At 35.8% G+C, this 13,128-nt stretch carries 14 protein-coding genes; 8 read left to right on the top strand and 6 right to left on the bottom strand.

Going from position 1 to position 13,128, the window contains the following annotated elements; translation table 11 throughout:
- Nucleotides 1–43: 43 nt before the first annotated feature.
- Nucleotides 44–1,303 (bottom strand): aspartate kinase, encoded by a 1,260-nt coding sequence (locus tag O9307_RS06420; protein ID WP_298296579.1) that lies wholly within the window; start codon nt 1,301–1,303, stop codon nt 44–46.
- Between the two features lie 69 nt (nt 1,304–1,372).
- A complete protein-coding gene (locus tag O9307_RS06415) occupies nt 1,373–1,849 on the bottom strand; it encodes a GNAT family N-acetyltransferase (RefSeq protein WP_298296576.1) in 477 nt (158 codons plus the stop codon).
- A 171-nt stretch (nt 1,850–2,020) separates the two neighbouring features.
- On the opposite strand from O9307_RS06415, the gene fbp reads away from it, so the two are divergent.
- On the top strand, nt 2,021–3,034 hold the full coding sequence (gene fbp / locus O9307_RS06410) for a class 1 fructose-bisphosphatase (RefSeq protein WP_298296573.1): 1,014 nt from the start codon (nt 2,021–2,023) through the stop codon (nt 3,032–3,034).
- Nucleotides 3,035–3,280: 246 nt separating this feature from the next.
- Here fbp and O9307_RS06405 read toward each other — a convergent pair whose 3' ends face one another.
- On the bottom strand, nt 3,281–3,712 hold the full coding sequence (locus O9307_RS06405; RefSeq protein ID WP_298296570.1) for a TerB family tellurite resistance protein: 432 nt from the start codon (nt 3,710–3,712) through the stop codon (nt 3,281–3,283).
- Between the two features lie 183 nt (nt 3,713–3,895).
- On the opposite strand from O9307_RS06405, the gene O9307_RS06400 reads away from it, so the two are divergent.
- Genes O9307_RS06400 through O9307_RS06390 form a run of 3 tightly spaced genes read left to right on the top strand, consistent with a single transcriptional unit; the run spans nt 3,896 to nt 6,495 of the window.
- A complete protein-coding gene (locus tag O9307_RS06400; RefSeq protein ID WP_298296568.1) occupies nt 3,896–4,489 on the top strand; it encodes a HupE/UreJ family protein in 594 nt (197 codons plus the stop codon).
- A gap of 2 nt (nt 4,490–4,491) precedes the next feature.
- Nucleotides 4,492–4,923 (top strand): dCMP deaminase family protein, encoded by a 432-nt coding sequence (locus O9307_RS06395; protein ID WP_298296565.1) that lies wholly within the window; start codon nt 4,492–4,494, stop codon nt 4,921–4,923.
- A complete protein-coding gene (locus O9307_RS06390; protein WP_298296563.1) occupies nt 4,924–6,495 on the top strand; it encodes a S41 family peptidase in 1,572 nt (523 codons plus the stop codon).
- 2 nt (nt 6,496–6,497) lie between these two features.
- Here the strand turns inward: O9307_RS06390 and O9307_RS06385 are convergent, their stop codons facing one another.
- From O9307_RS06385 to O9307_RS06375, 3 genes are all read right to left on the bottom strand, one after another.
- A complete protein-coding gene (locus O9307_RS06385) occupies nt 6,498–7,103 on the bottom strand; it encodes an FAD-dependent oxidoreductase (RefSeq protein WP_298296560.1) in 606 nt (201 codons plus the stop codon).
- Nucleotides 7,104–7,307, bottom strand: a complete 204-nt coding sequence (locus O9307_RS06380; protein ID WP_298296557.1) for a hypothetical protein — start codon at nt 7,305–7,307, stop codon at nt 7,104–7,106.
- 95 nt (nt 7,308–7,402) lie between these two features.
- A complete protein-coding gene (locus O9307_RS06375; protein WP_298296555.1) occupies nt 7,403–7,981 on the bottom strand; it encodes a MarC family protein in 579 nt (192 codons plus the stop codon).
- A gap of 259 nt (nt 7,982–8,240) precedes the next feature.
- Between O9307_RS06375 and O9307_RS06370 the strand changes: the two genes are divergently transcribed.
- The 4 genes from O9307_RS06370 (at nt 8,241) to O9307_RS06355 (ending at nt 13,000) form a co-directional block, all read left to right on the top strand.
- Complete coding sequence (locus tag O9307_RS06370; protein ID WP_298296552.1) at nt 8,241–8,807, top strand: DUF3109 family protein; 567 nt, start codon at nt 8,241–8,243, stop codon at nt 8,805–8,807.
- A gap of 266 nt (nt 8,808–9,073) precedes the next feature.
- Nucleotides 9,074–10,051 (top strand): ribonucleotide-diphosphate reductase subunit beta, encoded by a 978-nt coding sequence (locus O9307_RS06365; RefSeq protein ID WP_298296549.1) that lies wholly within the window; start codon nt 9,074–9,076, stop codon nt 10,049–10,051.
- Between the two features lie 213 nt (nt 10,052–10,264).
- Entirely contained in the window at nt 10,265–12,688 is a 2,424-nt protein-coding gene (locus tag O9307_RS06360; RefSeq protein WP_298296547.1) for a ribonucleoside-diphosphate reductase subunit alpha, read from the top strand.
- 21 nt (nt 12,689–12,709) lie between these two features.
- Nucleotides 12,710–13,000: an AAA family ATPase gene (locus O9307_RS06355; protein WP_298296544.1), complete on the top strand. Its 291-nt coding sequence runs from the start codon at nt 12,710–12,712 to the stop codon at nt 12,998–13,000.
- The last annotated feature ends 128 nt before the right edge of the window (nt 13,001–13,128 follow it).

The raw sequence follows: 13,128 nt of genomic DNA, 5'->3' as shown, positions 1-13,128 counted from the left end.
AAAAGACCATTTTAAAATAATTTCAAAATGGTCTTTTTCGTTTTTATAAAGTCTCTTTGGTGATGATTTGCATCGTTTCACGACTGACTTGTTTGAGCAGGACTAGCTTATTTTCTTCGACTAGTTTAGCCGCTTGATCGTTAAAATGACGAATGGTGTACAACGTGACCTCTTCGTTAAACTCTACTTTGAATTTCTTAGATAAAATACTATTCAGCTCCTTGAAATTTTCAAACTTGTCCTCTACACAAACGGAGAAACTAATCGCCGAGTTTTGAATCAAGTTCACTTTGATTTTGTATTTATGGAACAAGGCAAAGATTTCACTAATGTTTTCCTCCATAATGAAAGAAAAATCAATAGACGAAAGCGAAATCATCAACTGGTTGCGTTTTACAATAAAGCAAGGCAATTGAGGTTCTAAATCGGCTCCTTTTGAAACTGAAGTTCCTTTCAATAAAGGATTTATAAAGGATTTTACATACAAAGGAATCTCCTTTTTCTGCAAAGGTTGTAAGGTTTTGGGGTGAATTACCGTAGCGCCGTAAAAAGCCAATTCAATCGCTTCACGGTACGAAATTTGGTTCAACAAACTTGCATTTTCAAAATACCTTGGGTCGGCATTCATCACGCCAGGAACGTCTTTCCAAATCGTTACGCTTTCAGCATTCAAGCAATAGGCAAAAATAGCCGCAGTATAATCCGAGCCTTCTCTTCCTAAAGTAGTCGTAAAGTTATTCTCATCCGATCCCAAAAAACCTTGGGTAATGTGTAAGGTTTTCGTTTTGATGGTTTTGCTGATATTATTCTTGGTTTGCTCCCAATCTACTTCGGCATCGCGATAGTTGGAGTTGGTTTTTACCAAATTACGTACATCTACCCATTGGGTTTCGATTTCCATATGATTCATGAAATAACTCAAAATAGTGGTCGAAATCAATTCCCCAAAGCTCACCACTTGGTCGTAGACAAAGTTGTAATTCGGCGATTTGTTGTGCGCCAAGAAATATTCTAATTCGGCAAAAAGTAAATTGACCGCACTAAAAACCGGATGATTTTTGTCTTCGAACAAATCCAAAACGATTTGGTTATGGTACTTTTTTACTTCTTGTACCGAAGAATTTAACTCGGGAGATTTATCAAAATAGTTCTTGATAACTTCTTCCAAAGCATTGGTAGTTTTGCCCATGGCCGAAACGACCAATAATACTTCGTCGTACCCTACTGTTTTTAATACGTGGTGTACGTTTTTTATACCCTCGGCATCTTTTACCGATGCGCCTCCAAATTTAAATACTTTCATTGTATCAACTTATAATTGTAAAACAATCTTTTGCTTTTGTTCATTTGAGCAGAAAGAGTTGCTTTAATGTTATTTACTTTTTTCTAAAAATGCATCAATTCCATTTTGATCCATTTGTACCACGTTCCAGTCCTTCAAAATTTTGGCTCCCGAATTCTCATAGAAAGCGATAGCAGGCGTGTTCCAATCCAAGACATTCCATTCGATTCTTCTTACCCCTTCAGTTTTACCTTGCGCAATGATGGCCGAGTACAACGCAGAGCCAAGACCAGTCCCACGCATACTTTCTTTGACGACCAAATCTTCAAGATGAATGGTTTTCCCTTTCCAAGTAGAATAGCGAAAATAATACAAAGCAATCCCAACAATCTCTTGCTCTTTCTCGGCTACAAAGACTGAAAATAAAGGATTTTCGCCAAAACCATCTCGAATCAAATCCTCCTCGGTAATCACAACAGCTTCAGGTTCTTTTTCAAAAGCGGCAAGTTCTTTAATAAGTGCCAAAACACCCTTCATATCTACTGAAGTACCTTTTCGAATTATCATAATATTTGATATTTAGATTCTAAAAATGACCAAAAAAACAGATAAAAATACAATTTTTTCGTCAATTTTATTGCAAAGATACAATAGTGCTAAACTATCTAAATAATTATCAATTCATTTTCACAAAAAAAACGATATTTGTGACTTCAAATTAACTACAACGATTTCGTAATGGAAGAACGCAACAAAACCTTAGGTGAATTTATCATCGAAAAACAAAACCAATTTCAGTATTCCTCGGGCGAATTATCCCGAATCATCAACTCCATTCGTTTGGCGGCCAAAGTAGTAAATTATAAGGTAAACAAAGCCGGTTTAGTCGATATTGTTGGAGCAGCAGGCGAGCAAAACATTCAAGGCGAAGACCAACAAAAATTAGACGTCTATGCCAATGAAGTTTTTATTCAAACCTTAATCAACAGAGAGATTGTCTGCGGCATCGCCTCCGAAGAAAACGACGATTTCATCACCGTCGAAGGCTCGGATAGTAGTCATAACAACAAGTATGTCGTATTAATGGATCCTTTGGATGGTTCTTCTAATATTGATGTAAACGTGTCAGTAGGGACAATTTTCTCTGTCTATCGCCGTGTTACGCCAATCGGTACACCAGTGACTTTAGAGGATTTCTTGCAACCAGGCGTCAACCAAGTGGCTGCGGGTTACGTAATTTACGGCACCTCCACCATGTTGGTGTACACTACAGGGCACGGTGTGAATGGCTTTACTTTGAATCCTGCTATTGGGACTTTTTACTTGTCGCATCCCAACATGAAATACGCTCCTGATGGAAAAATCTACTCCATCAACGAAGGGAATTATGTGCATTTCCCACAAGGAGTCAAAGATTACATCAAGTATTGCCAGCTCGAAGAAGGCGATCGTCCTTATACCTCGCGCTACATCGGAAGTTTGGTATCCGATTTTCACCGAAACATGATCAAAGGCGGAATTTATTTGTACCCAACCAGTTCCAAAGCACCCAACGGGAAATTGCGTTTGTTGTACGAATGCAATCCTATGGCTTTCCTTGCTGAACAAGCTGGTGCCAAAGCCTCAGATGGTTTTGGTCGCATCATGGAAATCCAGCCAACCGAGTTGCATCAACGCGTACCCTTCTTTTGTGGTAGCTACAATATGGTCGTAAAAGCCGAAGAATTTATGGCAAAAGCAAAAAATAAATAGGAGCGAAACATCGGGCATTTTCAGTAAACACGGGTTCCTGCTCTCCGCTATATCTTTTGGGGCGAACCCCGCCCCAAAAGGATGCCGCTGCGATCAGGGCTTAAAAGAAAAACAATTCGCTTCTTTGTTGTAATCATAAAAAAACCGGTAGCTGTAAGAGTCACCGGTTTTCTGTTTTAAAATAATTTTTTGCTATGTCACTAAGAAATAATTATTAAGGACATACAAGTCACTAATCACTAAAGACTACTTATTCATATTCTTCATTTCAAAAACAAAGGTGTCTAAGTCTACTTTCTTATCAAGTAAATTTAAAGCTTTGTTGACAATGTAACCCACATTTCCTGGGGTAAAGCCTAGCGCCAAACCGAAACGTACCAATAAATGTTCTTGTGCATCACCCAAATGATGATCTACGTGAACCATACGACCCAAGTCATACAATCTTTCTAAACGCTCCGTATACAAATAAGGCGGATTAATATCGTAGTTTAAGGGGTTTTTCAAAATTTCGTGGTATTCCTCGGTAGATATTTCCAAACGAGAAGCCAGTTTATCCAAAAAAGCTTGCTCTTCTGGTGTAGTATTTCCATCTGCTAAAGCGACACGAACAATAGCTGAAAAATGACCTTTGTTTCGTTGTTTGAATTCGTTATCAAATAAATCTGAAATTGACATAATAGTTGTTTTTTTGTGTTTGAAATAAAGATACGAATTTATTCAAAAAAGTAGGAAAGTGTTCTAGAAATAATCCATTTTTTTATTTGTTTTTTTATCGATGTATTACAATTTTCACGCTCTTCCTTTTCAAAAATTATCGTAAGTTTACAAACCCTTAATCAAAAAAATAGTTATTTTCTTATGTCAGAATTTTGGATTTATTTTCAAATCGGTTTACGCCACGTTTTAGATATTCATGCTTATGATCATGTTTTATTTTTAATCGCCTTAGCAGTTCCGTATTCGTTTAACGATTGGAAACGCATCTTGTTATTGGTTACTTTGTTTACAGTTGGTCATACGATGGCCTTGTTTCTTTCGGTTTATGGTATTATAGCTATAAAAGTAAACGTGGTCGAATTGCTGATTCCCATTACGATTTTGATAACGGCTTTGTTTAATTTGTTTACTGCTGGAAAGTCCAGTAAAAAAGAGAGTATTAATCTGGTGTTTTTTATCACTTTGTTCTTTGGGATCATTCACGGTTTAGGATTTTCTAACTATTTCAAAACCATATTAGGCGGAACAGCCAACTCTAAATTATTACCCCTTTGCGAATTCGCTTTAGGAATTGAAGCGGCGCAGATTGCAGTAGTTTTTGTAGTTTTGGTACTGTCTTATATTGTACAAACAGTTTTTAGATTTTCAAAAAGAGATTGGACTTTGGTTATGTCTTCTTTTGTCATCGGTGTAGTGCTTCCAATGATTGTTGAAAGTGAATTTTGGTTACGATAAAAATGAACGAAATTAAATTAAATAAATACGACAAAGCCTACTTGCGAATTGCCAAAGAATGGAGCTTGTTGTCGTATTGCAAACGCAAACAAGTAGGAGCCATCATTGTAAAAGACCGAATGATTATCTCCGATGGTTACAATGGAACGCCTTCAGGATTTGATAATTGTTGCGAAGACGACGAAGGATTAACGCGTTGGGATGTATTACATGCAGAAGCGAACGCCATTCTCAAAGTCGCTCGATCCACACAATCTTGTGAAGGAGCTAGCTTGTACATCACACTTTCTCCCTGCAAAGAATGCAGTAAGTTGATTCATCAATCAGGAATTAAAAGGGTCGTGTACCAAAACGGATATCGTGATGATTCTGGAATACAATTTTTAATCAAAGCAGGCGTAGAAGTCATTCATATTCCTGTTTTAGAAGACTAAATGAAATTCGAAAACAAATATTTGCCCATACTGTTGAGTGCTACTTTAGCACTTGGCGTGGCTATTGGCGGATACCTAAATGTTTCGAGAAATCCGGGTTTAGTAGCTTCAAATTCTTCTAAATCAAAGTTGAATTCTTTGATTGATTTCATCAATAATGAGTATGTAGACGATGTCAATACGGATTCTATTGTGAATATGACCGTAGATAATATTTTGGCCAAGTTAGATCCTCATTCTGTTTATATTCCGCCAAGCGTACAAACACAGGTTGCCGAGAGTATGAAAGGCGATTTTGTAGGGATCGGAATCAATTTTTACATGTACAAAGATACCGTTGCGGTTATAAAACCTGTTGCGAATGGCCCTTCGGCAAAAGCAGGAATACAAGCCGGTGACCGATTATTATACGCAGGAAAAACCAAATTATTCGGACGCCATTTACCTAGTGATAGTCTTTTTGCAAAGCTAAAAGGAACAGTTGGCTCTGATATTGAAGTGACGGTTTACAGAAAAACCACACACCAAAAGCTCAAAATCAAAATAAAAAGAGCTATAATTCCGCTAAAAAGTGTCGACGTGGCTTTGATGTTGAATCCTACGGTAGGTTACATCAAAATTAACCGTTTTGCCGAAACTACTTTTGCCGAATTTAATTCAGGATTGACAAAATTGAAAAAGCAAGGCGCACAAACGCTAGTCTTGGATTTGCGTGATAATGGCGGAGGGTATATGGAAGAAGCCATAGAGATAGCCGATCATTTTTTGAAAGATAACGACTTGATTGTTTTTACGAAAAGTAAAAGCGGAACGATAGAAAAAACCTTCGCTACCGAAAAAGGGAATTTCGAATCGGGCAGATTGTTTGTTTTAATCAACGAAAATAGTGCTTCCGCAAGCGAAATTCTGGCTGGAGCAATACAAGACAACGATAGAGGAACCATAGTAGGACGTCGTTCTTTTGGTAAAGGATTAGTACAACGCGAAATGGATTTTAAAGACGGTTCAGCCGTACGTTTGACCGTGGCTAGATATTATACTCCTTCAGGGCGTTCTATACAAAAGCCTTATGCTAAAGGCAATGCCGATTATTTTAAAGAATCGGAACACCGTTATTTGAATGGCGAATTGTTTCACAAAGACAGCATTAAAGTTGCTGATACGTTGAAATTTAAAACCAAAAAAGGCAAATTAGTCTATGGCGGTGGCGGAATCGTTCCTGATGTTTTTGTGCCAATAAGTACCGAAAAGGAAGAAGAAAATGCAGCAATATTAGAACAATCTGGAGTGGTTGGACATTTTGTTTTTGAAGTCTTGGACCAAGATCGAAAAGCGTTTAAGGGATTAACTTTCCAAGAATTTCAAATGCAATACAATGCTGAGAAGTATTTTGACCTCTTTCAAGATTACCTTAAAAGAAATGGTTTGTTACTTCCATTAGAAAAAAGTAAAATAGCGGTAAATCAATACATCAAAGCGGAATTTGCCAGACAATTATACGGCGAAGATTATTTTTATCAAATTGTCTTGAAACAAGATGAAATGGTCAAAAAAGTCTTGACTAAAAAATGAAATTAACGAATGCTATCATGAGCATGCGTTTGCACGCCATTATTCCATAAAGTAAGAATGTCTGTTGCAACAGCTGCACCACTTCCGGCCGCAATGGCTAGTTGACTTCTCCAGCCAGCAAGTGTTCCAACAACATAAACACCCTCTGAGACTTTGTGATCTATATTTCGTAATTGTATACGTTGCTTCTCTGGTAAGGCTTTTTTATGAGGTTCTACAAACTGCATCAAGCCTTCGATGGCAAATGTGTTAGCTGATCCAATACCTACAACAAGGTTTCGGGTAGTATAGGTGTTCTTGTTTGTAATAACTTTAAAAATAGGGTAGTCACCTTCAATTTTAAATACTTTTTCTTCGGGAATTTGAATGATGTGAGGATAGGAAGTGCCTAATTGTGAGAGGCTGTGTTTTAACAAATCACTACCTAATGTTCCAGCAGGAATTCCGTAGGCATTATTGAATAAGGCTTCTTGTAGCGAAGAGGTTTTTTGATGGGTAATAATTCCAATTTTTTTGTTTGAAACAAAAGATTTGCTCTTGGCAGAACCTAAAACTAAAGCACAGGACACGCCCGAAACGCCTCCGCCGATAATTAAAACATCAAACATTTAGATGCTGTCGTTCATTTTTTCTTCAATTTTTTTAGAAATTCTAAAAATCAGAAGAATTAAAATAGCACAAAAAGAGGCTCCAACACCAATAAGTGCTACTCCGCTATTACCTTTGAAAGGCTCTGAAAAGTCCAATAAGGTAATATTAAAAACGATTAAAGCAACAGCTAAAAAAATTAAAACAGTAGTAAAGATCTTCATGGGATTTATTAAATTATGATTTAACCCTCCAATATTTCGTGGTCAACATGGGGTGATTAAAAGTATTCGAGGGAGTAAATTTATAAAATTTTATATTAGGCAAACAAACCTTTAACATTAGCTGCAAATAATTTAACAGCTATAGCCAAAAGGACAACGCCAAAAGTTTTACGAACGACTCCAAGCCCATTTTTGCCTAACATTTTTTCGATTTTACCAGAAGATTTCAAAACAAAATAAACCAATACAATATTTAGAATGATGCCGATAATAATGTTGATGGTATGAAATTGAGAGCGAAGGGATAACAATGTGGTCATGGTTCCTGCCCCTGCAATTAAAGGGAAAGCAATAGGTACTATGGAGGCAGAATTTGCTTCTTCGTCTCGGTACAAGTGAATGCCGAGAATCATTTCGAGTGCCAAAAAGAAAAGCACAAACGAACCTGCAACAGCAAAAGAATGAACATCAATTCCAATCAAACTTAAAAATTCTTCTCCTATAAAAAGAAACACAATCATGATTAAGCCAGCAACAAAGGAGGCTTTTTCGGATTCAATATGTCCGTGTTTGGCTCTAAGATTAATGATGATTGGAATAGAACCGACAATATCAATCACGGCAAATAGTACCATTCCTACAGTAGCGATTTCTCTTAAATTGAATTCTAACATACTTTTTTTGGGGACAAAGGTAAAACATTGCATAGATTTTTAGTAGTTTGATACAATAAATAGTGTTTTTTTAATAATTTTCGTCAAAAAAACATGCTCCTCTCTTTGTTTTACTTACGATTTGGTAGTTATTGATAATCGTTTTATCAAAGCTGTTTTTGCGGATTAAAGTAGTTTAATAGTTAAAGAAGGATTAAAAAACAGTAGACTCCGTGAGTTTCATTAACTTTGCCTCAAAAATAAAAATAAGCGCACCCTCATGTTTCAATTAGGAAAAACCATCGTATCAGAAGATATACTCGAAAAAGAATTTGTTTGTAATTTATCTGCATGCAAAGGTGCTTGTTGTGTTGATGGCGATGCAGGAGCGCCTTTGAGCGTTGAAGAAACTAAAATTCTAGAAACGATTTATCCTAAAGTAAAACCTTTTTTGCGCAAACAAGGTATAGAGGCTATAGAATCGCAAGGGACTTGGCTAAAAGGAACAGATGGGGATTTAGAAACGCCATTAATCGACAATAAAGATTGTGCGTATGTTATTTTTGATGGTGCAACAGCGCTTTGCGGTATCGAACAAGCTTACAACCAAGGCATAATCGACTGGAAAAAACCAGTATCTTGTCATTTGTATCCTATAAGAGTAAAAGATTTTAGTGATTTTGCTGCGGTTAATTACGACAAATGGGATATTTGCGACGATGCTTGCTCACTTGGAAAAGAATTAGAAGTTCCAGTGTACAAATTTGTTAAGGAAGCACTCATTAGAAGGTTTGGAGAAGACTGGTATATGGAGCTCGAAAAAGTAGCAAATGATCTAAAAAAATAAATCCAAAAAATATCTTTTTTTGCTTGCATAGGAGTTTTAAAATCCTATATTCTAACGTGCTTTGTTTGTTTTTTGTAAAGCATAACGTACTAAAAATCAAATATTTGTAAAATTAAATTTCAGTATTTCGAAAATAGCCCTTTGTTAAAAACTAGAGTCGATTGTGAATAAGTTTGACTTTTAATACACGCAATATTTCACAATCTTTGTAATCCCCAGATGGATTAAATTTCTCTTAAAAAATCAAAAAAAAAGAAACAATAAAAATGTCACAATTAGAACCAATTTTACAAGAAAATAAAAATCGTTTCGTGATTTTTCCAATCAAGCATCATGATATTTGGGAATGGTATAAGAAAATGGAAGCCAGTTTTTGGACGGCTGAAGAAATTGACTTATCTCAAGACTTAAACGACTGGAATAATAAGCTAAGTGGAGATGAAAAGTATTTCATCAAACATATTTTAGCTTTTTTTGCCGCTTCTGATGGCATTGTAAATGAAAATTTAGCCGAAAACTTTGTAAACGAAGTGCAATATGCAGAAGCTAAATTTTTCTATGGTTTTCAAATTATGATGGAAAACATTCATAGCGAAACTTATTCTTTGTTGATTGATACTTATGTAAAAGATGAAGCAGAGAAAAACGAATTATTTACCGCTATTGAAGTATTTCCTGCCATCAAGAAAAAAGCTGATTGGGCGTTAAAATGGATTGAATCTGATTCATTTGCAGAGCGATTGATTGCTTTTGCCGCTGTTGAAGGAATTTTCTTTTCAGGAAGTTTTTGTTCTATTTTTTGGTTAAAAAAACGCGGCTTAATGCCAGGATTGACATTTTCTAATGAGTTGATTTCTCGTGATGAAGGTGTTCATTGTGATTTTGCAGTACACTTGCATAATCATCATCTGATTAATAAAGTTCCAAAAGAGCGTATAAGAGAAATTTTAGTTGACGCTTTAAATATTGAAAGAGAGTTTATCACTGAATCACTTCCGGTTAGTTTGATTGGAATGAATGCAGGATTAATGACACAATATTTAGAATTCGTAACCGACCGTTTGTTGGTTGAGTTAGGTTGCGAAAGAGAATACAATACCACAAATCCTTTTGATTTCATGGATATGATTTCGTTACAAGGAAAAACCAATTTCTTTGAGAAAAAAGTAGCAGAATATCAGAAAGCGGGCGTAATGAACACAGACAGTGACGCGCAGAAGATTTCATTCGACGCTGATTTTTAAAAAGTTAAGTAGTATCGTTTAGTAATTAGAAGTAATTAGTTCTTTTTATTGCCTATTAAATTTTGCCCATTATATTGGGCGTGAATTTTTATGGTGATAAGGTATTATTTGCTTCAAATTAAACAAAACATTTTAGGGATTAGTTTCCCAATTCAATGATTACAAATACCCTAAAATAGCAAAGGGATTTGCTGTTTTTTAAAACCAAAAATTATGTACGTAGTAAAAAGAGATGGCCACAAAGAGCCAGTAATGTTCGACAAAATCACAGATAGAATTAAAAAACTATGCTATGGTTTGAATGATTTAGTAGATGCTGTAAAAGTAGCCATGCGTGTAATCGAAGGCTTGTATGACGGCGTTTCTACTTCTGAATTGGATAATTTAGCGGCCGAAACTGCTGCTTCAATGACCATTGCGCATCCAGATTATGCACAATTGGCCGCTCGTATTGCTATTTCTAATTTGCATAAAAATACCAACAAGTCGTTCTCAGAAACCATGAACGAAATGTATCATTATGTAAATCCTAGAAATGGTCAAAAAGCGCCTTTACTTTCTGATGAAGTACATAAAGTAATCATGGAAAATGCTGAATTCTTGAATTCTCATATCATTTATAACCGTGATTTTAATTATGATTATTTTGGTTTTAAAACATTAGAGCGTTCTTATTTATTGAAAATCAATGGAAAGATAGTCGAACGTCCGCAACACATGTTGATGCGTGTTTCTGTGGGTATTCATTTAGACGATTTAGAATCGGTTATTGAAACCTACGACTTAATGTCTAAAAAATTCTTTACGCACGCAACGCCAACTTTATTTAATGCAGGAACACCAAAACCTCAAATGTCTTCTTGTTTCCTTTTGGCGATGCAAGACGATAGTATTGATGGAATTTACGATACGTTGAAACAAACGGCTAAAATTTCACAATCTGCTGGAGGAATTGGACTTTCTATTCATAATGTGAGAGCTACAGGTTCTTATATTCGCGGTACTAATGGTACCTCAAACGGGATTGTTCCTATGTTACGTGTATTCAACGATACCGCACGCTATGTAGATCAAGGAGGAGGAAAACGTAAAGGAAGTTTTGCGGTTTATGTAGAAACTTGGCATGCCGATATTTTTGAATTTTTGGATTTGAAAAAAAATACTGGAAAAGAAGAAATGCGTGCAAGAGACTTATTCTATGCGATGTGGACTTCGGATTTATTCATGAAACGTGTGCAAGAAGATGCACATTGGACCTTAATGTGTCCTAACGAATGTCCAGGATTGTATGATGTATATGGCGAAGAATTTGAAGCCCTTTATACTGATTATGAAAGCAAAGGTAAAGGAAGAAAGACGATCAAAGCTAGAGAATTGTGGGAGAAAATTCTAGAATCTCAAATTGAGACAGGAACCCCTTATATGTTATATAAAGACGCGGCTAATCGTAAATCGAATCAAAAGAATTTAGGAACGATTCGCTCTTCAAACTTGTGTACCGAAATTATGGAGTACACGTCAAAAGATGAAATTGCAGTATGTAACCTAGCTTCTATTTCTTTACCAATGTTCATTGAAAACGGAAAGTTTGACCATGAATTATTGTTCAAAGTAACTAAGAGAGTAACTCGTAATTTAAATAAAGTAATTGATAGAAATTACTACCCAGTAAAAGAAGCCGAAAATTCTAATATTCGTCACCGTCCGGTAGGATTGGGAGTGCAAGGATTAGCCGATGCTTTTATCTTACTTAGAATGCCTTTTACAAGCGACGAAGCAAAGAAATTGAATCAAGAAATTTTTGAAACCCTTTATTTTGCAGCGGTTACTGCCTCTATGGAAATGGCTAAAGAAGAAGGTGCTTACTCTACTTTCAAGGGTTCTCCAATTTCTCAAGGAGAATTCCAACACAATCTTTGGGGATTAAAAGACGAAGAGTTATCAGGAAGATGGGACTGGTCTGCTTTACGAAAAGAAGTAATGGCTAATGGCGTGCGTAACTCTTTGCTGGTAGCGCCAATGCCAACAGCTTCTACTTCTCAAATTTTAGGAAACAACGAAGCATTTGAACCATACACTTCTAATATTTATACAAGACGTGTACTTTCTGGTGAGTTTATTGTAGTAAACAAACATTTATTGCATGACTTGGTAGAACGTGGTTTATGGAATGAAACGTTGAAACAAGAAATCATGAGAAATAATGGTTCTGTACAAAATATTGACGCCATTCCTCAAGATTTAAAAGATCTGTACAAAACAGTTTGGGAAATGTCTATGAAAGATATTATTGACATGTCTCGTCAAAGAGGGTATTTTATTGATCAATCGCAATCTCTGAACTTGTTTATGCAAGATGCTAATTATTCAAAATTAACTTCTATGCATTTCTATGCTTGGCAATCAGGATTGAAAACCGGAATGTATTATTTGAGAACCAAAGCAGCAGTAGATGCGATTAAGTTCACTTTGAATAATGATAAAAAAGAAGAGGCAATACCAGAAAGTAAACCTAAAGCAAGACCCCTTGAAGCGGTTGAAGTTGAAACGGTAGAAATGACTCCTGAAGAATACAGAGCCATGATTGAATTGGCCAAAAATGCAGGACCAGATGAGTGTGAAATGTGTGGGTCTTAATTGATAAATCCATTGAGAAAAATGAAAACAGCTATCCAAATCGATAGCTGTTTTTTTTATACTTTTGCACCTACAACCTCTAATTCAATCCTTTTGAGTTTATTATATTTTACGGACCGAAGTAATGTCCTCCTTGAAGATGTTGTCTTTAATGAAGCAGTTTCACAACAAATCCATCAATTTTTAAAGGAGTATCAATTTCGAAAAGTACTCGAACAATATGATTTACCTGTAGCCAATAAAATGTTACTTTATGGCAAAACAGGTTGTGGAAAAACGATGACTGCCAAAGCCATTGCTAAAAATGTATAGAGCTGTAAAGATATTTTCTTATATTTCGGAAAACAAAAAAGGTTATGGAATCATTCAAAGGAGAAAGTATTATTGATTTTTTTGACACATTCAAAACAGACTTAGACTGTTTGGAATATTTGGCTTCA

This window comes from Flavobacterium sp., from assembly GCF_027531905.1.
Taxonomy (GTDB): Bacteria; Bacteroidota; Bacteroidia; order Flavobacteriales; family Flavobacteriaceae; genus Flavobacterium.
Note: the sequence above shows the minus strand (reverse complement) of the source record. Positions and strands in the feature narration are given on the sequence as shown.

Coding starts and splice junctions, on each gene's coding strand:
- O9307_RS06360 (WP_298296547.1), top strand. CDS start 10,265: ATGTACGTAGTAAAAAGAGATGGCCACAAAGAGCCAGTAATGTTCGAC.
- O9307_RS06405 (WP_298296570.1), bottom strand. CDS start 3,712: ATGTCAATTTCAGATTTATTTGATAACGAATTCAAACAACGAAACAAA.
- fbp (WP_298296573.1), top strand. CDS start 2,021: ATGGAAGAACGCAACAAAACCTTAGGTGAATTTATCATCGAAAAACAA.
- O9307_RS06415 (WP_298296576.1), bottom strand. CDS start 1,849: ATGATAATTCGAAAAGGTACTTCAGTAGATATGAAGGGTGTTTTGGCA.
- O9307_RS06385 (WP_298296560.1), bottom strand. CDS start 7,103: ATGTTTGATGTTTTAATTATCGGCGGAGGCGTTTCGGGCGTGTCCTGT.
- O9307_RS06375 (WP_298296555.1), bottom strand. CDS start 7,981: ATGTTAGAATTCAATTTAAGAGAAATCGCTACTGTAGGAATGGTACTA.
- O9307_RS06380 (WP_298296557.1), bottom strand. CDS start 7,307: ATGAAGATCTTTACTACTGTTTTAATTTTTTTAGCTGTTGCTTTAATC.
- O9307_RS06395 (WP_298296565.1), top strand. CDS start 4,492: ATGAACGAAATTAAATTAAATAAATACGACAAAGCCTACTTGCGAATT.
- O9307_RS06420 (WP_298296579.1), bottom strand. CDS start 1,303: ATGAAAGTATTTAAATTTGGAGGCGCATCGGTAAAAGATGCCGAGGGT.
- O9307_RS06400 (WP_298296568.1), top strand. CDS start 3,896: ATGTCAGAATTTTGGATTTATTTTCAAATCGGTTTACGCCACGTTTTA.
- O9307_RS06365 (WP_298296549.1), top strand. CDS start 9,074: ATGTCACAATTAGAACCAATTTTACAAGAAAATAAAAATCGTTTCGTG.
- O9307_RS06390 (WP_298296563.1), top strand. CDS start 4,924: ATGAAATTCGAAAACAAATATTTGCCCATACTGTTGAGTGCTACTTTA.
- O9307_RS06355 (WP_298296544.1), top strand. CDS start 12,710: ATGAAAACAGCTATCCAAATCGATAGCTGTTTTTTTTATACTTTTGCA.
- O9307_RS06370 (WP_298296552.1), top strand. CDS start 8,241: ATGTTTCAATTAGGAAAAACCATCGTATCAGAAGATATACTCGAAAAA.